We start from the raw sequence: 18937 nt of genomic DNA on the forward strand, positions 1-18937 counted from the left end.
GCCCACGGGAAACGAGACGGTCAGCCGGTGACGGCGTACGCCTGCAGCGAGTACAGCGAATAGCCGTACTTCGTGCCGCGCTCCAGCCCCTGCACGCGGATGAAGCGGGTGTCGGACGGGGCGTCCAGCCGTACGGACTCGGTGCCGCCGCGGCCGTCGGAGACCACCGCCGCCGTGTGCCAGCTCTGCCCGTCGGCCGAGGTCAGGACCGTGTAGCGGGAGGCGTACGCGTCCTGCCAGCGCAGCACCACCCGGCCGACCCTGGCGACCCGCGGCAGTTCGGCCTGCACCCAGGCGTCGTTCCGTACGGGGGACGACCAGCGGGTCGCGGGGTCGCCGTCGGTCAGCGCCGAGGCCGGGAAGTCCGCCGTCTCGTCGCCGGAGGAGGTGGCCGGGGCGCCCGCGGCGAGGTCCAGGCCACCGGTGCGCGGATAGGCGTGCACGGTGACGGTCTGCCGCACCGTGCGGCCCTCGGCGCGGAAGGCCAGCGGCACCTCGTACACACCGGGTGCGCCGTCCGCGGGCAGGGACAGCCGCACCGGTACCACGACCCTGCCGCCGCGCGGCAGTTCCACCTCACCGGGCGTCACGGCCTCGACGTCCTCCGGGGCTTCGGCGGTCAGCGACACGGTGGCCGCCGAGGGCGAGGCGTCGGTCAGTTCCGCGGTGACGGTCGCGGGGGCGCCGCCGAGTTCGAGGTCGGTCTCCGTGCGGTCCAGCGTCATCCGGGCCGCGGGCCGGTCCGCGTACCAGGGCACGATCTCGTGCACGACCGGCGGGTGGGCCCCCGCCGACGGGGTGACCCGGACCGCCTCGGACCGCAGGCCCCGCGCGGGCAGTTCGGTCCAGCCGCCGCCCAGCGCACCGAGCCGGCGCCAGCCCTGGCCGGGCACCCGCACCTCCACCGACCCGGCCGCCCCGGGCCCGGTGTCGGTGAGCACGGTCAGCGCCTCCAGCGGGCGGGCCGAGCCGTACTCCAGGGTCAGCCCTTCGGCGGGCACGCGGACGGTGGTCGTGGCGTCGCCGTCGGAGGCCGCCTGGGCCGCGGGGTCGGCCGCGTAGGCACCGGAGGCGCCGTCGTCCTCCGTGGTGACGCTGAACTCCCGTACCGACACCGCGTTCTCCTGCGGGGCCGTCGCGCGCAGCCGCACGTACCGGGCCCGGGTGCCCTCGGGCAGCCGCGCGGTCACCGTGCGGTCGTCCTTCACCGTGGCCGCGGTCCGCCAGCCGCCTTCGTCGCCCGCCGAGTACTCCAGCACCGCCTCACGCAGGTAGTCGTCGCGCTCGGGGCCGGGCTGATCGGTGCCCATGGCGACGCGCACGCCGTGGACGGTGCGGGTGGCGCCCAGGTCGACCCCGAAGGTGTCGTCCCGCTGCGGCGGGGCGTCGCTGGCCCAGGCGGTGCCGTCCTTGCCGTCGGTCATCAGCGACGGGTCGGTGGACCGGGCCGAGCCCAGGGTGGCGGTGGCCTTGCGGCCCGCGGTGCGCACACCTGTCCACGCGTCCGCCGTGGCGAGCGACTTGGCCAGGAACGGGTCGAGCACGCCGTGGCCCACGGTGGCCGGGCTGTCGGCTATCCGCCGGCGGGCCGCCTCCAGCGCGAGGCGGTCCTTCCACGCCCCGGTGCCGTCGCCGGCGCGCAACGCCACCAGCATGTCGACGGCGTGCTCGCCCGCCGAGCCGTACCGGGCCAGCTGGCTCAGCCACGGCCGCACCTCGCCGCCGAAGGAACCGCCCGCCAGTTCGTCCAGGCGCTCGGGGGCGCCGCGCATCGTGGCGAACGCCTCGCGCAGCCGGGCGGCCGCCTTCTCCACCCGTTCGCGGCCGCCGTCGGCATAGGCGACCAGGAACTCCGCGATGAGCGGCCGCAGATACGCCGACTCGCCCTTGTCCAGCGCCGAGGAGGCCGCGTTGCCCGCCAGGGCGCGCAGCGCGTCCCGCGCCCCGGGTCCGGGGCCCGCCAGGTCGTCGATCGCGGCGCGCCAGGAGGCCGCGCGGTCGTACCCGCGGGGGTTCCACGCGTAGTCCGCCACGGTGAACAGCGCGATCCGGGACGCGGTGGGCTGGCGCATCGCCGTGGCCAGCAGGCCCGCCGAGGCGGTCGCCACCGCGGGCTCGCGCCCGGTGTAGGGGCCGAGGAAGATCCGGTCCTCGGCGAAGTCGTTGACCGGGTAGTTGTCCATGGTGAGCAGCGGGTGCTGCAGCGCCGCCCGCGCGTCGGCGACCTGCCGCCCGGTGATCTCCCCCGGGACGACGCCGACGCCCGTCCACGCCACCTCGACCCCGGGGTCGAGGACCCGCGCCAGCTCGCGGCGGAACCCGGTCGCGCCGTCCTGGTAGTACTCCGTCGGCAGCAGCGACAGCGGTACGACGGCCCGGTGGCGCTCCGCCAGGTGGGCGGCGAGCGCGTCGGCCACGTCGGCCTGCGCCCGGGCCGCCGCCTCGGGGCCGTCGCCGTAGGCGTCCGCGTCGGCGTCGCAGTGCCACTCGCTGTAGCTCACGTCCTGGAACTGCAACTGGAAGGCGCGGAAGCCCAGCACCCACATGGCGTCGGCCTTGCGCAGCAGCGCCCTGCGGTCCTCCGGCGAGGAGAAGCACAGCGCCTGGCCCGGCGACAGGGCCCACGCCAGGGTGACATGGTTGGCCCGGGCCCGCTCGGCCAGCTCGCGGAACTCCGCGCGGCGCGCGGCCGGGTAGGGCTCGCGCCAGCGTTCCTGGCGGTAGGGGTCGTCGCCGGGGGCGTACAGGTAGCGGTTCTGCTTGGTGCGGCCGAGGAAGTCCAGCTGGGCGAGCCGCTGCTCCCGGGTCCACGGTTCGCCGTAGAAGCTCTCGGCGACGCCGCGCGTCGCGGCCGCGGGCCAGTCGCGGACGACGACGCCCCGCAGGCTCCTTCCCGTCGCCAACTGGCGCAGCGTCTGCGCCGCGTGGAACAGCCCGTCCTCGCCCGCCCCGTCAAGCGCCACGACGTCGCGGCCGCCGGTACGGCCCACGGCCAGCCGGTAGCCGCCGGAGGGCAGGTCCCCGGTGGGCGCGGCGCCCAGGGCGCGCAGCGCGGAGCCGGCCTGTGCGCCGCCGGCGTACACCACCAGCCCGCGCGGCTCGGCCGGGTCCTCGTGGAGCGTGGTCACGCCCGCCCCGCGCAGGATCGCGCGGAGGGAGTCCAGGGCGTAGGGGTCGGCTCCGGGTCCGGCGACGAGGGTCGCGGTGTCCGGCACGGCGACGTCGGCACCGCGATGGTGCAGCGACTGCGGCCGGGGGTGGACGGCGGGCGCGGTGCCCTCCGCCGCGGTGTCGTCCGAGGCGTCGGGTGCCGTCGCCGGGATGACGGGCGGGGCGGCCAGGGCGGCCGGCGCGGTGCCGAGTACCGTGCCGGCGAGGGCGGCGACGAGCGCTGCCGTGCGGGTCGCGGCCGTTCTCCTGCCCGGGGTCATGGTCCGACAGCCCATCACCCGCGCGGAGGGCGTGTCAACGTGCGGACGCGCCCCCTCCCACCCCGTTCCCCCGGCCCGTACCGCCGGTAGCCGGCGGCGGCCGGGGACACGACCTGCCCGTCGAGGGAAAACCCCCGGCCGTTCCACCCCCGCCGCGTGCGAGGATGGCCGAAAACCCGACGAAGGAGACGGACACGTGCCCGGCACCAACCTCACACGTGAGGAGGCGCGGCAGCGAGCGCGCCTGCTCACCGTGGACGCGTACGACATCGAGCTCGACCTGAGCGGGGCGCAGGAGGGCGGCACCTTCCGGTCGGTGACCACGGTGCGCTTCGACTCCGCCGAGGCGGGTGCCTCGACCTTCATCGACCTGGTCGCCCCCACGGTCCACGAGGTGGTGCTCAACGGCACCGCGCTGGACCCGGCCGAGGTCTTCGCGGACAGCCGCATCGCCCTGCCGTCGCTGCAGGCCGGCGCCAACGAGCTGCGGGTCGTCGCGGACGCGGCGTACACCAACACCGGCGAGGGACTGCACCGCTTCGTCGACCCGGTCGACAAGCAGGCCTACCTCTACACCCAGTTCGAGGTCCCGGACGCCCGCCGGGTCTTCACCTGCTTCGAGCAGCCCGACCTCAAGGCGACCTTCACCTTCGCCGTGAAGGCCCCGGCGGGGTGGACGGTCATCTCCAACTCCCCGACCCCGGAGCCGGCCGGCAACCTTTGGCGCTTCGCGCCCACCCCGCGCATCTCCACCTACATCACCGCGCTGATCGCCGGCCCGTACCACGCCGTGCACAGCACCTGGGAGGGCGAGGGCGGCCGCAGCGTACCGCTGGGCCTGTACTGCCGCCCGTCGCTGACGGAGTTCCTCGACGCCGACGCCATCTTCGCGGTCACCCGGCAGGGCTTCGACTGGTTCGAGGAGAAGTTCGACTTCCCCTACCCCTTCGCCAAGTACGACCAGCTCTTCGTGCCGGAGTTCAACGCCGGCGCCATGGAGAACGCGGGCGCGGTCACCATCCGCGACCAGTACGTCTTCCGCTCCAAGGTGACCGACGCGGCCTACGAGGTGCGCGCCGAGACGATCCTCCACGAGCTGGCCCACATGTGGTTCGGCGACCTGGTCACCATGGAGTGGTGGAACGACCTGTGGCTGAACGAGTCGTTCGCCACGTACACCTCCATCGCCTGCCAGGCCTACGCGCCCGGCAGCAGGTGGCCGCACTCCTGGACGACCTTCGCCAACTCCATGAAGACCTGGGCGTACCGGCAGGACCAGCTGCCGTCCACCCACCCGATCATGGCGGAGATCAACGACCTGCAGGACGTCCAGGTCAACTTCGACGGCATCACCTACGCCAAGGGCGCCTCCGTCCTGAAGCAGCTGGTGGCCTACGTGGGCATGGACGCGTTCTTCACCGGCGTCCAGGCGTACTTCAAGCGCCACGCCTGGAAGAACACCCGCCTGACCGACCTGCTGACCGCCCTGGAGGAGACCTCCGGCCGCGACCTGAAGACCTGGTCGAAGAAGTGGCTGGAGACCGCGGGCATCAACATCCTCCGCCCGGAGATCGAGACCGCCGCCGACGGCACGATCACCTCCTTCGCCGTGCGCCAGGAGGCTCCGGCGCTGCCAGCCGGCGCCAAGGGCGAGTCGATCCTGCGGCCGCACCGCATCGCGGTCGGCGCGTACGACCTCCAGGACGGCAAGCTGGTGCGCGTCCAGCGCGTCGAGCTGGACGTCGACGGCGAGCTGACCGCGGTGCCGGAGCTGACCGGTGTGAAGCGCCCGGCGGTCGTGCTGCTCAACGACGACGACCTGTCGTACGCCAAGGTGCGGCTCGACGAGGTCTCGCTGGCCACCGTCCGCGAGCACCTGGGCGACTTCACCGAGTCCCTGCCGCGCGCCCTGGTGTGGGCCTCCGCGTGGGACATGACGCGCGACGGCGAACTCGCCACCCGCGACTACCTGGAGCTGGTGCTCTCCGGCATCGGCAAGGAGTCCGACATCGGCGTCGTGCAGTCCCTGCACCGCCAGGTGAAGACGGCGCTGGAGCTGTACGCCGCGCCCGAGTGGCGGGAGACCGGCCTGGCCCGGTGGACCGAGGCGACCCTGGAGCACCTGCGCGCGGCCGCCCCGGGCGGCGACCACCAGCTCGCCTGGGCCCGGGCGTTCGCCGCGACGGCCCGCACCAAGGAGCAGCTCGACCTGATCGCCGGGCTGCTCGGCGGCACGGAGACGATCGAGGGCCTCGACGTCGACACCGAGCTGCGCTGGTCCCTGCTGGAGCGGCTGGCCGCGACCGGCCGCGCCGACGAGGAGGCCATCGCCGCCGAACTCGGCCGGGACGCCACGGCGGCCGGTGAGCGGCACGCGGCCACCGCCCGGGCGGCGCGTCCGACGGCCGAGGCGAAGGCCGAGGCGTGGGCCTCGGTCGTCGAGGCGGAGACGCTCACCAACGCCGTCCAGGAGGCGGTCATCGGCGGCTTCTCCGAGCCGGACCAGCGCGAGCTGCTGGCGCCGTACACGCAGCGGTACTTCGCGGCGGTCTCGGACGTGTTCTCCTCCCGCAGCCACGAGATGGCCCAGCAGATCATCGTCGGCCTCTACCCGGCGCTCCAGGTCTCCCAGGACACCCTGGACGCCACCGACGCCTGGCTCGCGGCGGCCGATCCGGCGCCCGCGCTGCGGCGCATGGTGACCGAGTGCCGTGCCGGGGTCGAGCGCGCCCTCAAGGCCCGCGCCGCGGACGCGGCGGCCGGCTGATCCGCGGCAGCACCGAAGAGGCCCCCCGCGGCGACCAGCCGCGGGGGGCCTCGTGCCTCACGCACCGGGGCGCGGCGGGAGCACTGCGCCGTTCGGGGGACCCCCGCGCGCTGCCGCGGCACCGGTCGCCCCGCGACGCGCGGGCCGGCGACGGGCACGCCTGAAGCCGGGCCGCGGTGCTCCGCGACCCGGTCAGCGAGACGGTCGAAGGATCAGCTCTGGGTCTTGCGGGACTTGTCGGTCGCGACGACCAGGCCCGCGATGACCAGGAACAGGACGATCGGCAGGACGAGGTACAGGCCGAGCGTCTCGATCACGCTCAGACCGGGACCCGGGTCGTCGCCGTCGTCGCGAGTGTTCGCGAACGCGGGGGACGACATCAGCAGCATCAGCGCCGTGCCGGCCGTGACGGCACCGGCGCGCAGGGCGTTCTTGTTGAGCTTGTCCACGGTCTCAAAGTAGCGAACGCTCCCGGGGCCCGCGCGCCCGGGGGTGGTGTCAGGGCCCGTGGGGCGCCGCCATCGCCGTCCGCACCTCGTGCGCCAGCGCGTGCAGCCGAGGCGAGGCGGTCAGCTGCTCCAGGGTGAGCGGGCGTCCCTCCGGGTCCGCGACCGGCAGCCGCCAGTTGGGGTACTGGTCCCAGGTGCCCGGCAGGTTCTGCGGGCGGCGGTCGCCGACCCCGTCCGGCAGCCACACCCCGACCATCCGGGCTGGCGTGCGCGCCAGGAAGCGGTGGACGGCCTTGACGACGGCCTCCTCGTCGCGGGCGCCCTCCGGCAGCATGCCCAGCCGGCCGAGCAGCGCCAGCCACTCCGCGACCTCCACCGCGTCCTCGGCCTGCTCCACCTCCAGCGGCCGGGTCAGCAGACCCAGCCGGTGCCGCAGGACGACGTGCTCCCCGGTCAGCCGGGCCGCCGTCGTGGGCAGGTCGTGGGTGGTCACCGTGGCCAGGGCGTCCGCCCGCCAGGCCGCGGGTGGCAGCGGCCGGGCTCGCGCGGAGCCGTGCGCCCCCTCCCAGTCCCGCTCGAACCAGAGCACCGACGTGCCGAGGATGCCCCGGTCTGCCAGCTCCTCGCGGACGCCCGGCTCGACCGTGCCGAGGTCCTCCCCTATGACGACGGCACCGGCGCGCCGCGCCTCCAGCGCGAGGATCCCGAGCATCGCCTCGGCGTCGTAACGGACGTACGCACCCTGTGTCGGCGGCTCGCCCTCCGGCACCCACCACAGGCGGAAGAGCCCCATCACATGGTCGATCCGCAGGCCTCCCGCATGCCGCAGCACGTTGCGCAGCAGGTCCCGGTAGGGCGCGTACCCCGTGGCGGCCAGGGCGTCGGGGCGCCAGGGTGGCAGGCCCCAGTCCTGGCCGTGGGCGTTGAAGGCGTCCGGCGGCGCGCCGACCGACATCTTGTGGGCGAGGGCGTCCTGCAGCGCCCAGGCGTCGGAACCGGAGGGGTGCACCCCGACCGCGAGGTCGTGGACGATGCCGACCGCCATGCCCGCGTCCCGCGCCGCACGCTGCGCCGCGGCCAGCTGGGCGTCCGTCAGCCAGGCGAGCCAGCAGTGGAAGTCGACCTGGTCCAGCCGTTCGCCGCGGAGCCGCGCGACATGCCCCGAGCGCGGGTCGCGCAGCCCCGCCGGCCAGCGGCGCCAGTCCGGGCCGTGCAGCTCGGCCAGCATCGACCAGGTGGCGTGGTCGTCCAGCGCCTGCCCCTGGTCCGCGAGGAAGTCGCAGTACGCGGCCCGCCGCCCCGGCGACAGCGGCACCCTGCGGACCAGCGCGAGCGCCTCGCGCTTGAGCTCCCACACCGCGTCCCGGTCGATCAGGGCGTCCTTGAGCAGCACCGAGTCGCGCAGTACCGCCGCCTTGCGCAGCAGGTCCGCGGCGCGGTCGCGGTCGTCGGGACCGAGGTAGGCGAACTCGGGGATCTCCTCCACCCGCAGATACACCGGGTCGGGGAAGCGCCGCGAGGAGGGGCGGTAGGGCGACGGGTCCGTGGGATGCCCGGGCACGGCCACGTGCAGCGGATTGACCTGCAGGAAGCCCGCGTGCAGCGCCCGGCCCGTCCATGCCGCGAGGTCGGCGAGGTCGCCGAGGTCGCCCATGCCCCAGGACCGCGAGGACAGCACGGAGTACAGCTGCGCCATGAAGCCCAGGACCCGTTCCGGTGGGCCGGGCAGCCGTTCCGGCGCCACGACGAGCTGCGCCTGCGCGGTGCGCCCGTCGGGGGCCTGCGCGCGCAGCGCGTGCCGTCCCACCGGCAGGGGCGCGCCGCCGTCCCAGGAGGTCTCGGTGCCGTCCTCCGTCGTCAGCCGCAGCACGGTGCCCTCGGGCAGCCGCTGTCCGAGCGGACGGCCGGTCCGCAGGACGACGCTGCGGGGGAGCAGCCGGCGCCCGGCACGGTGCTCGTGCTCCGCCAGCGCGTTCCGCACCGCCGCCGGGGTCGAGGCGTCGACGCCGAGCGCGGCCAGCACCGCCACGACCGTCCCGTCCGGCACGCGCACCTCGCGGTCCGGCGACGGGCGGTAGGTGACGTCCACGCCGTGCAGCGCGGCGAGTCTGTCCCGGTCGGCGGCTTCGGTCATGGGATGCCCTCCCGGGGCGTCATCGCGGGCGCGGGTTCTCCGGACAGCCTCAGCCATACCCACTGCGTGGCGGAGCAGTCGCATTCCGTGCACGCGCTCCCGCCCGGGAGTGGCGGCACGCGGACGCAGCGGGCCCGGCTCCCGTCTCCGGGCGGTCTCAGGCGGGCGGCCCGCCGACGGCCCCGGCCACCTCGAAAGCGCGGGCCGTACGGGCCCGCCACGGCGAGGCGGCCTCCAACTGGGCGGCGAGGGCGAGCAGCGGGCCCTCCTCGCCGTGCCGGGCGCCGAGCATCATGCCGATGGGCAGCCCCGCCGGGGACCACTCCAGCGGCAGCGACACCGCGGGCAGCCCGGCGATGTTCCAGGGCGCGGTGAACGGCGTGAAGGCCAGCTGCGCCGCGAAGTCGGCCCCGGGGTCGGCGTCGTCGCGCAGGGCGCCCACCGGGGCGGGGAGCTGCGCCAGCGTCGGGGTGAGCACCGCGTCGTACGGCTCGGCGGCCTCGGCCAGCTTGCGGCCCACGCTCTGCATCGCCCCCAGCGTGCGGGCGTAGTCGAGGCCGCCCACGTCCTGTCCACGGGCGCGCAGCCAGCGGGTGAGCGGCAGCAGCTCCCCCTCCCGTTCCGCCGCCACGGGCGTCAGCGCGGCCAGCACGGCCCACACCGGGGTGAACGCGTCGCGGTCGCCGGGGGCGAGCGGCTGCGGTACGTCCACGACCTCGTGCCCGAGCCCGGCCAGCAGCGCCGAGGTGCGCTCGTACGCCGCCAGCACCTGCGGGTCGACCTGCACGCCCGCGACGTCCGGCACCGCCCAGCGGGCGATCCGCAGCCGCCGCGGTTCCCGCTCGCACCACTGCAGGAACGATCGCTCCGGCGGCGGCAGCCGGAAGGGGTCGCCCGGTGCGGGCACCGCCAGCACGTCGAGCAGGGCCGCCGTGTCCCGGACGGTGCGTGCGAGGGGCCCGTTGACGGCCAGTCCGCTCGCGTCGCCCCATGGCGCGGGGCTCACCCGGCCCCTGCTCGGCTTCAGCCCGACGACCCCGCAGCAGCTCGCCGGGATGCGGATCGAGCCGCCCCCGTCGCTGCCGTGCGCCGCCGCCGCGAGACCGGCGGCCACGGCCGCCGCCGCGCCCCCGCTGCTGCCGCCGGCGCCGCGCGCGAGGTCGTAGGGGGTGCGGGCCGGCGGGCCGGCGGCGCCCTCGGTGTAGGCGGGGAGCCCGAACTCCGGGGTGTTGGTCTTCCCGGTCAGGACGGTCCCCGCGTCCCTCAGCAGCCGGACGAGGTACGCGTCCCGGTCGGCGACCCGGTCCGCGAAGACCGCCGACCCGGAGGTGAAGCGCACCCCGGCGACCGGCGTCAGGTCCTTCACCGGTACCGGTACGCCGAGCAGCGGCGGGAGCGGCCCGCCCTCCTTGAGCACGCGTTCGGCGCGCCGCGCGTCCTGCAGGGCGTGTTCGGGCGTGACGGTCAGATAGGCCCCGAGCGCCGGGTCGATCCGCTCGATCCGGTCGAGGTAGTGGGCCGTCAGCTCCACGGGGGACAGTTCGCCCGCCCGGACGGCCGCGGCCTGTTCCAGCATCGTCAGTTCATGGGGGGCGGACACACCGCCAGGTTAGGGCCTGGCCCTGGAACGCAGGAGGGGTGAACGTTTTCCCCCGCTGTCGCGTCATAGGGGAAATCGAGGAAGGGGTGGGGTGTGGCGCTGCTGAGACGGAGGTCCCGGCCGGGGGAAGGGGAGGACCCCCTCGCACCGGAGCACCTCGATCGGGTGCGGGCCGTCCTGGCGCTCGGCGGGGTGCCGGCGGGCGATCTGCCGGACGGGGTGCAGCAGGTGCGGCTCAAGCTGCTGGAGCACCGGGCGGGCGGCCGCGAGCCGCTGCGGGACCCGGGGGCGTGGGCGGCCGTCGCCGCGTCCAACGTGGCGATGGACTGGCACCGTTCGCGACGCCGGCAGGAGCGGCTCGGCGAACGCCTCGCGGCCCTGACCCCCCGGGACGAGTCCCGGCACGGCGGGGGAGAGGCGCATGTGCTGGCCCTGGCCGTCGCCGACGGGCTGCAGGAACTCCCGCCGCGGCAGCGGCAGGTGCTGACGCTGCGCTTCTACGCCGACCTGCCCGTGGCGGAGATCGCCACGGCGCTCGGCGTCCCGGAGGGCACGGTCAAGAGCCGGCTGCACGCCGCCGTCCGTGCGCTGCGCGGCCGGCTGCACACGAAGGAGGTGGTGTGACGATGAGCGGGAACGGGCAGGGCGCGGGTGAGGCGGACGAGGCACTGTCGGCCGCCCTCGCGGATGCGCCCCCGCAGGCGTCCGCCGGTGACGAGGCGCACCGGGCGTACGCCGCGGCGCGCGCCGACGTGGACCTGCTGCGCACCCAGGTGCGGCTGATCGGCGACGCCCTCGCCGCGCGGCCCGCCCCGCCCGCGGAGCGCCGCCCCCGCGGGCGACGCACGGCGCTCGCGTGGTGCCTGGCCGCCGTCGTGGCGGGCGTGGCGGGGATCGGCGGGGTCGTCCTGGCACGGGACGCCGCCCTGGGCGGGGACTCGGCGGTGGGCGACGCGAAGCGCACGCTGGAGGGCGTCGTCGCCTGCGCGAGCGACATCGCCGAGGGCACCGTGCGCGAGGTGACGCCCACCGGGGAACCGGGGGACCTGCGGGTGGTGATGGACGTCGACCGCCGCCTCAAGCCCGCCGGGGGCGCTCCCCGGCTGGCGTTCACGATCCACATCGACGACGACCACGACGACGTGGCCCCGCCCCCCGAACCCGGGTCCCGCGTCCTGGTGATGGTCTCCGTCCTCCCGGGGGAGCCGGTGGACCTGTACGAGGGCGCCGCGGACATCGCCTCCGCCCGCGCCTGGATGGAGAAGGCGCTCGCGGCCTCCCGGGGCCTGCCGTGCGAGAGCGACACCGCATGACACGAGGGGAGCACAGGACATGGGACGCAGGACGGGACCGGCCCTCACCGTGGCGGCGCTGCTCGCGCTCGCCGCGCTCGCCGGCTGCGGGACCGGCGGCGGCGAGGCCGAAGCCGACTCGGTCCGCCAGACCGACGCGGAGGTGCTGGCCTGCACCGAACTCGTCGCCGAGGGGACGGTGCTGCGGGTGACGCCCGGGGAGGGAGCGGACCGGGTGTCGCTGCGGATGGAGGTGGACCGCTACCTCAAGGGCGAGCGGAAGGACCGCCGGCTGACCTTGCCCGTCGACCGTGACGAGGACGGGGAGCCCGAGATGGCGGTGGGGAGCCGGGTGCTCGTCAGAGTCGGGCTGCGGCCCTGGGGCTCCACCTTCGTCCACCAGGGCGAGGACATCGCCCGCACGCGGGAGTGGGTGGAGCGGGCGCTGCCCCGTTCACGCACGCTGCGCTGCGGGGAGCAGGAGTACGAGTGGCGGCAGAGCTGAAGGGGCGGGCGCTCCGGGGAGCGCCCGCCCCTTCAGGCGGTGATCAGGCCGTGCCCGCGGGTCAGCCCGCGTCGACCTTGTCGATCAGCACGCTGCCGGTGCCGGCGGCGGTGCCGTCGGCGTTCAGCAGCTGCACCTCGCCGAAGAACTGACGTCCCTCGGGGGCCGGGGCCGCGACCAGGACGTTCGCCGCGACGTTCGCGGAGGCGCCGTTGGCCAGCGGTACGGACGCCGCCTCGTCCACGACGACCGAGCCCAGCGTCGCCGAGTAGAAGACGTCGCGGTAGTCGTACTCGGTGGTGCCGGCCGGGACCGAGTAGCCGTCCACCTGGATGGTGTACGTGCCGGCCGCCGGGTTGGCGATGCTCACGGCCTCCTCCGAGTCGCCGTCCGCGGACTGGCCGACCTGCGTGCCGTTGAGGAACACGGTCAGGTCGAGGTCGGCGGAGGTGTCGGAGGTGCCGCCGATGGCGACGTCCAGCCGGGACGCGCCCGCGGGGACGACGACCGTGCTGGTGACGCTGTCACCGTCGGCGATCGTCTTGCGCGAGGCCGCGGCGGAGCCGAGCGCGCCGCCCTTCAGCTTGCCCTGCACCGGGGCGTAGCCGTTGGTGACCTTCCAGGAGACCGGGGCGGCGGTGCCGACCGTGGCCTCCTCGACGGTCTGGACCTCGGGGTCGAAGGAGACACCGAGCGCGGTCGCGGTCAGGTTGTACGGGTTGTTCAGCACCGGTGAGGTACGACGCGCCTCGACCTCGATCTCCCACACGCCCGGGATCGGGTCGGTGTAGGAGCGCAGGTCGGGACGGCACCCGTTGGTGGTGGTGTAGTTCGGGTAGCAGAAGGTCGTCGTGGTCGGGTCGGCCGGGATGCCCCACGGGGTGATCGCGATGAAGCGGGTCTGGCTGCCGGTGGCGAGGCCGCCCATCTTGATCTCGAGCGTCTTGGCGCCCTCGGGGACGGTCACGAAGTAGGACTTGGTGCCGTTGCGCTGCACCGAGCCCGAGGCCTTGACCGCGAAGGACGGCTTGGCCTGCGGGGTGGCGACGACCACGGTGTTGAGGATCTGCTGGTCGGTGCCGCGCGTCGCCGGGTCGTCGACCGTCAGGATCGCGCTGTGCAGACCGGTCGAGCCGGGCTTGGCCTTGACGCGCACGGTCACCGGCTTGTTCAGCGGCAGCCACACGTTGTCGTAGTCGGCGAAGCGGAACGTGCCGTCGTTGTTCACCCACTCCAGGTCGTGCCGGACGGACCGGTTCGGACCGGTGGTGCGGGTGATGGTGACGTCGTACGTCTTGGTCTGACCGGCCTTCAGGCCGCCCTCGCGGTCGTAGATGCCGGTGCCGTAGCCAGGCGTGGCGAGCGCGGACGAGAAGAACGTGCTGACCGGGGCCTTGACCGTGTAGGTGTGGGCGCTCGCGCCCGCCTTGATGAGGCGCCAGGCGTCGACGATGTCGATCAGACCGGAGCCCTGGGCGTACGCCGGGACGTCCTTGATCTTGTTCGTCGTGCTGGTCAGCGCGGTGCGCAGGGTCGCCGGGGAGAGCGGGATGCGCGCCTGCTTGGCCGCGGACAGCAGCAGCGCGGAGGCGCCGGCCGCCTGCGGGGAGGCCATCGACGTGCCCTGCAGCATGGCGTAGCCGGGCGGCAGGCTGTAGCCGGCCTCCGCGACGGGGCCACCGGGCTCCCAGGTCGGGATGGTGTTGATGGAGGCACCGGGCGCGGAGATGATCGGCGCGAAGCCGCCGTCCTCACGCGGACCGCGCGAGGAGAAGGGCATCATGTCGTACGCCTTGGTCACCTGCGAGCCGTAGTTGGCCGCCCAGGTCTCCTTGGAGATGGTGGCACCGACACTGAGGACCTTGTCGGCCAGGCCGGGGTCGCCGATGGTGTTGGCGCCGGGGCCGCTGTTGCCGGCGGAGATGACCAGCTGCACGCCGTACTCGTCGATGAGACGGGTGTACGTCTGCGCGCGGGCGTTGTTGCCGTCGTTCAGCGGGGGCAGGCCGCCGATGGACATGTTGACGATGTCCACACCGCGGTTGACCACGAGGTCGATCATGCCCTCGGTCAGCGCCACGTTGGTGCAGCCGCCGGTCCAGGTGCAGGCGCGCGACGAGACGATCTTCGCGCCCGGCGCGGCGCCGTTCATCTTGCCGCCGAACAGGCTGTTGGCGGCGGTGATGCCCGCCACGTGGGTGCCGTGCTCGGACTCGATGACGCCGATGTTGACGAAGTCGGCCTTCTTGCCGACCCAGGTGCCGCCGTACGGGTCCGTGGGGACGTCCTTGCGGACCTGCACCACGAAGGGGATCCGCTCGGAGATGGCGGTGGCGGGGTTGTCGGTGCCGAAGTAGCCGATCTGGAAGCCGTCCTTGTACGGCTTCATCTCGGTGTCGTCGGCGAAGTTCCCGTTGTCGTTCAGGTCGAGGCGGACGGTGCCCTTCGCCGGGTCGTACAGGACGCCCCAGTAGTCGGTGGTGTCACCGTCGCGGTTGAGGTCACCGGCCATGTCGCCACCGGTGGTGGCGGATTCGAAGAAGACCGTGACCTGCTGCGTCGCCTCGGGGGCGGACCAGGTGCGGCCCTGGTAGGTGACGCTCGGGCCGTTGGTCATACGGCGCCAGGTGGCGTCGCCGTCGGTGATCGGGTCGGTGGCGGTGACCCAGTCGACGATCTTGCGCTCGCCCGTGGTGGTCTTCTGCAGCGCCGGGTGGCCGAGGTCGACGCCCGAGTCGAGGATGCCGATGGTGACGCCGCGGCCGTCGGCCTTCGGGTTGTCCTTGACGAAGTCCACCGCGCCGGTCTCGAACGACGGCTGGTAGGGGTTCTTCGCCGGGGTCTTCGCGTCGGGACCCGGGTACGTGGTGGAACCGTGCCCATGTCCGTGGCCGTGGCCCTTCGAGGAGCCCTTGCCGCCGTCGGCCGACGGGGACGGGTCGTCGAGGACGATCTCCTGCTTGAGGTCGATCGCCTGCACCGAGGAGAGCTTCTGCGCCGCCTCGATCGCCGCGTCCGCCTTGCCCGTCGGGACGGTGGCACGGACGTAGCCGAGGCTGTCGTAGGTCCGGTCCACCGAGGCGCCCTTGAGGGCGCCGAGCTCGTCCGAGACCTGCTCGGTGGAGCCCTTCTTGGTGGCGATCATGAGGGTGACGTTCTTGTCGCCACCGGCCTTGGCCTCGGCGAGCAGTTCGGCGTCGGCCGTTCCGAGCTTGTCGTGCGCGGTCTTCACCGCCGCGTCCGCCGGGTCGCCGGTCGTGTCGGCGAAAGCGGTGGAGGCGGAGATTCCGGTCGTCGTCAGCGCGGCTACCAGACCCGCCGCGAGCGCGACTCGGACCACGCGTCTCTTCCCGCGTATGTGATCGAGAGACATGGGCATCCTGTTCAAGATTTGGGCGCCAGTTGACCGACACATTGCGCCATCTGTGGGGTTGTTGGGGAGTGCCGTAGATGGCGTAAGACCGACATGACGCGAATACGTCAAGACGCCGGGACCCGGGCCGGGGCGCGAAGCGTGCCGAACCGGTCCATTGCGTCCGGGCGGACGGTGCTCCGGCGCTTCGGGCCCCGACGCCGGGCGCCGCCGCGGCGGTCGGTGAACACCGGATGAGCGTCCGGCCACCGCCGGACCGGCCGCCGGTGACCCGCGGGAGGACTGCTGATCCACGTCCACAGATGGGTGCCGGACGTTCCGTCTGCGTTGCACCGCAGGCCATCCCGGGTGCCAACGATCCGGTGAGGAGCGGCACGGCAGTGCCGCCGCAGCCACCGTCCACCGGGGGAACCCGCCATGCCTGGTCCCGTGTCCGCTGCCGCCCTCAGCCGCCGCAACGTCCTGATCGCCTCGGGTGCGACCGCCCTCGGGGCGGGGCTCGGTTTCGCGCTCGTCCCCGGTTCGGGCGACGCGACGGCCGCGCCCCCACCCGCGGAACCGGTCACCGGGCCCGCGTCCGGCCTCCCGGCCGCCCCCACGTCAGCTGCCGGGCCGGCCGCCGCGCTGCCCTACACCGCGGGCACGACCCTGCACTCCGTCGCGGCCCCGCGCGGCCGGGGAGGCTACCGCCGACTCGGTGAGGGCCCCGGCTGGAAGCGGGTCACCCGCACCGAGCTGGCCGCCGCCGGGCGCGGCCGCGCCGCTCGCCGTACGAGCCTGTCCTGCTTCGTGCAGTTCACCGACCTGCACCTGACGGATGTGCAGAACCCGCAGCGCTACGAGTTCCTGCGCTCCGCCGCCTCCGCCGGCTGGCGTCCCCAGGAGGCGCTCACCAACGCCGGCGCCGTCTCCCTCGTCGAGCGGGTCAACGCCCTGCGGTACGGGCCCGCCACCGGCACGCCCATCGGCTTCGTCATGACCACCGGCGACAACACCGACAACAACTCGCGCATCGAACTGGACTGGTTCCTCGCGGTGATGAGCGGCGGCCGGTTCACCCCCGACTCGGGCGACCCGGGCCACTACGAGGGCGTGCAGGACTCCGGGCTGAAGGGCTTCTGGCAGCCGGACGACGCGTTGCGCGACGCCGACAAGGCGGCCGGCTACCCCCGCCTGCCCGGCTTCCTCGCCGCCGCGGTCCGCGAGCTCAACAGCCCCGGCCTGAAAGTCCCGTGGTACTCCACCATCGGCAACCACGACCAGCTGTACGGGGGCTCGTACGCCGCCTCGTCCTTCTTCCACGACCTGGCGCTGGGCTCACGCAAGCTGTTCTGGCTGCCCCCGGCCGAGGCCGAAGCCGTCAACACGTTCCTGCGCCAGGGGCCCGACCCCCAGGGCACCCGCTTCCGCGAGGCATGGAACCGCTACAAGCGCACCACCCGCACCGTCACCCCCGACGGACGCCGGGCACCGGTCACCCCGCGCGAGTACATCGCCGCCCATCTGGACCCGGCGCACGCCGGGGCCGGTCCCGTCGGCCACGGCTACACGACGGCCGAACTCGACTCCGGCCGGCTCCACTACGCGTTCCGGATCTCCGACGGCGTGCTCGGCGTCAGCCTCGACACCACCGACCGTGGCGGCGACTACCGCGGCTCCCTCGGGACGGACCAGCTGAACTGGCTGGACCGGACGCTCACCGCGCACGCCGGCGAGACCGTGCTGGTCTTCAGCCACCACCCCAGCTGGTCGATGACCAACCTGGTCCGCGATCCCGCCCGCCCCGGCGAGCGGCGGCACGGCGGCGACGAGGTGCTCGCGCTGCTCGGCCGGCATCCGGGCGTCGCCGCCTGGATCAACGGGCACAGCCACAAGAACCGGATCGTCCCGCACGGCACCTTCTGGGAGGTCTCCACCGCCTCCCACGTCGACTATCCGCAGCTGGCCCGGATCATCGAGCTGACCGACAACCACGACGGCACGCTCTCGCTGCTCTGCACGCTCGTGGAGTCCGCCGCTCCCTACCGCACCGATCTCTCCGACCTGTCGCAGACCGGGCTCGCGTCGCTCTACCGCGAGCTCGCGTTCAACGCGCCGGGCTCCCGGGTGACGCTCTCCGGCGAGCCGGGCGACCGCAACGTGGAACTGCTGCTGAAGAAGCGCTGACCGCCGGGGTCACCGCGGCAGCACCACCACCCACGACGCGGGGTTGCGGTCGGCCGCGGCCATCAGGGCCGTACGGACGACGGTGGCCTGCTGCTCCAGGGACTCCCGGAGCTTGCGCGGAGTGATGTGCACCACCGAGATGCCGAGTCGCTCCAGGTGCTCGCGCCTGCGGGCGTACTCGGCCCACAGGGCGTCGTCCTCCTGGCGGGGTACGCGGGCGTCGAGCTCGACCGCGACCGCGTGCTCCGGCCAGTACGCGTCCACGCCGCCCAGGTACGGGCCGCCCGGCAGCCGCAGGTCCACGTTCCACAGCGGGTCGGGCAGCCCGTAGCAGCGCACCATCGTGTACAGCCGCTTCTCGGCGATCGCGCGGCCCTCGGCCACCAGCGCGTCCACCGCCTCCACCACGTGCGGGCGGGACAGCAGACGGGCCCGGCTCAGCTCCGCGACCAGCGCCGACGCCTCGCAGTGGCCGCCGCGCACCGCCTCGGTCAGCACCTGGCCCACCGCCCGGGCGTCGTCCAGCTCCTCCACCGCGTCCGCCAGTGCCCGGGGCAGCGGCGCGCACGGCACGCCCTGCACCTCGCGCGGCCGGGGCAGCGCGGTGGTGCGCACCAGCCCCACGTCGCCGACGGCCCGCAGCCGCCGCTGCCGGGTCACCAGCAGGTCGATCCGGTCCAGGCCGACCAGCGGCGGCACCGAGGAGAAGCGGTGCAGGGCGAGCGCCGCGAGCCCTGTGACCATCGCCTCGCGGCCCGCGTAGAGCAGTGCCGCCCGGACGCGCTCGTCGCCGGTGGGCCGGCCGCGGTGGAGGACGTACACCCGGGGCAGTACCTCCTGCCAGGGACCGCCGGGGCGGCTGCGCTCGGCCAGCGTCTCCGGGGCGACGCCGTGCTCCCGCAGCTGGCGGGCCGACAGCACGGTCGGCCGGGTGCGGGAGAGGTGGTCGAGGGGGCGGGGGCTGAGGGGGATGTTGTGGTTCATGGCGGGTGGATTCCCGCATCCCCCGGGGAGGCTAACGGCTGTTACCGTACCGTCGACAAATGCGGACATCACCGCACTAAAGTTCAGGCGTTCGGTTGCCGAGTGCCGTTTTTCACCTATTCGGGTGACCTACCTCTCCCACCTGCGGGCGGCCCCGGCGATGCTGTCGCACCACCGGGGCCGGGCGGTACCCCGTGTACGCCATTGGGGTGACCGGTCACCTGTTCCCTTCCGGG

General features: G+C 74.3%; 11 protein-coding genes. 5 read left to right on the plus strand and 6 right to left on the minus strand.

Annotation, left to right across the window (positions count from 1 at the left end; all coding sequences use genetic code 11):
- Positions 1-20: 20 nt before the first annotated feature.
- Positions 21-3431, minus strand: a complete 3411-nt coding sequence (locus B085_RS0100225; RefSeq protein ID WP_018556538.1) for a beta-N-acetylglucosaminidase domain-containing protein — start codon at positions 3429-3431, stop codon at positions 21-23.
- Between the two features lie 196 nt (positions 3432-3627).
- Here B085_RS0100225 and pepN point away from each other — a divergent pair, with 196 nt between their 5' ends.
- Positions 3628-6198 (plus strand): aminopeptidase N, encoded by a 2571-nt coding sequence (pepN, locus tag B085_RS0100230; RefSeq protein ID WP_018556539.1) that lies wholly within the window; start codon positions 3628-3630, stop codon positions 6196-6198.
- Between the two features lie 212 nt (positions 6199-6410).
- On the opposite strand, the gene B085_RS0100235 is transcribed toward pepN, so the two are convergent.
- The 3 genes from B085_RS0100235 to B085_RS0100245 form a co-directional block, all read right to left on the minus strand.
- Entirely contained in the window at positions 6411-6647 is a 237-nt protein-coding gene (locus tag B085_RS0100235; protein WP_018556540.1) for a hypothetical protein, read from the minus strand.
- A gap of 49 nt (positions 6648-6696) precedes the next feature.
- Positions 6697-8781 carry a 4-alpha-glucanotransferase gene (gene malQ / locus B085_RS0100240; RefSeq protein ID WP_018556541.1) on the minus strand — a complete coding sequence of 695 codons (2085 nt, stop codon included), beginning with the start codon at positions 8779-8781 and terminating at the stop codon, positions 6697-6699.
- A gap of 157 nt (positions 8782-8938) precedes the next feature.
- Entirely contained in the window at positions 8939-10381 is a 1443-nt protein-coding gene (locus B085_RS0100245) for an amidase (RefSeq protein ID WP_199789134.1), read from the minus strand.
- A gap of 99 nt (positions 10382-10480) precedes the next feature.
- Here B085_RS0100245 and B085_RS0100250 point away from each other — a divergent pair, with 99 nt between their 5' ends.
- Genes B085_RS0100250 through B085_RS40760 form a run of 3 tightly spaced genes read left to right on the plus strand, consistent with a single transcriptional unit; the run spans position 10481 to position 12178 of the window.
- A complete protein-coding gene (locus tag B085_RS0100250) occupies positions 10481-11005 on the plus strand; it encodes a sigma-70 family RNA polymerase sigma factor (RefSeq protein WP_026250527.1) in 525 nt (174 codons plus the stop codon).
- 2 nt (positions 11006-11007) lie between these two features.
- Positions 11008-11694, plus strand: a complete 687-nt coding sequence (locus tag B085_RS0100255) for a hypothetical protein (RefSeq protein ID WP_037730883.1) — start codon at positions 11008-11010, stop codon at positions 11692-11694.
- 19 nt (positions 11695-11713) lie between these two features.
- Positions 11714-12178, plus strand: coding sequence for a hypothetical protein (locus B085_RS40760; RefSeq protein WP_018556545.1), 465 nt, complete (start codon positions 11714-11716; stop codon positions 12176-12178).
- A 61-nt stretch (positions 12179-12239) separates the two neighbouring features.
- Here the strand turns inward: B085_RS40760 and B085_RS0100265 are convergent, their stop codons facing one another.
- Positions 12240-15557: a S8 family serine peptidase gene (locus B085_RS0100265; RefSeq protein WP_420706561.1), complete on the minus strand. Its 3318-nt coding sequence runs from the start codon at positions 15555-15557 to the stop codon at positions 12240-12242.
- A 411-nt stretch (positions 15558-15968) separates the two neighbouring features.
- Between B085_RS0100265 and B085_RS0100270 the strand changes: the two genes are divergently transcribed.
- Positions 15969-17717, plus strand: coding sequence for a TIGR03767 family metallophosphoesterase (locus tag B085_RS0100270; protein ID WP_026250529.1), 1749 nt, complete (start codon positions 15969-15971; stop codon positions 17715-17717).
- A gap of 9 nt (positions 17718-17726) precedes the next feature.
- Here B085_RS0100270 and B085_RS0100275 read toward each other — a convergent pair whose 3' ends face one another.
- Positions 17727-18701 carry a hypothetical protein gene (locus tag B085_RS0100275; protein ID WP_018556548.1) on the minus strand — a complete coding sequence of 325 codons (975 nt, stop codon included), beginning with the start codon at positions 18699-18701 and terminating at the stop codon, positions 17727-17729.
- Positions 18702-18937: the final 236 nt, after the last annotated feature.

It is taken from the genome of Streptomyces sp. BoleA5, from assembly GCF_000373665.1.
Taxonomy (GTDB): Bacteria; Actinomycetota; Actinomycetes; order Streptomycetales; family Streptomycetaceae; genus Actinacidiphila.

What these genes read in the sequence shown, in the direction of transcription:
- B085_RS0100225 (WP_018556538.1), bottom strand. Translation starts at nt 3,431, where the DNA reads ATGACCCCGGGCAGGAGAACGGCCGCGACCCGCACGGCAGCGCTCGTC.
- malQ (WP_018556541.1), bottom strand. Translation starts at nt 8,781, where the DNA reads ATGACCGAAGCCGCCGACCGGGACAGACTCGCCGCGCTGCACGGCGTG.
- B085_RS0100255 (WP_037730883.1), top strand. Translation starts at nt 11,008, where the DNA reads ATGAGCGGGAACGGGCAGGGCGCGGGTGAGGCGGACGAGGCACTGTCG.
- B085_RS40760 (WP_018556545.1), top strand. Translation starts at nt 11,714, where the DNA reads ATGGGACGCAGGACGGGACCGGCCCTCACCGTGGCGGCGCTGCTCGCG.
- B085_RS0100265 (WP_420706561.1), bottom strand. Translation starts at nt 15,557, where the DNA reads ATGCCCATGTCTCTCGATCACATACGCGGGAAGAGACGCGTGGTCCGA.
- B085_RS0100270 (WP_026250529.1), top strand. Translation starts at nt 15,969, where the DNA reads ATGCCTGGTCCCGTGTCCGCTGCCGCCCTCAGCCGCCGCAACGTCCTG.
- B085_RS0100275 (WP_018556548.1), bottom strand. Translation starts at nt 18,701, where the DNA reads ATGAACCACAACATCCCCCTCAGCCCCCGCCCCCTCGACCACCTCTCC.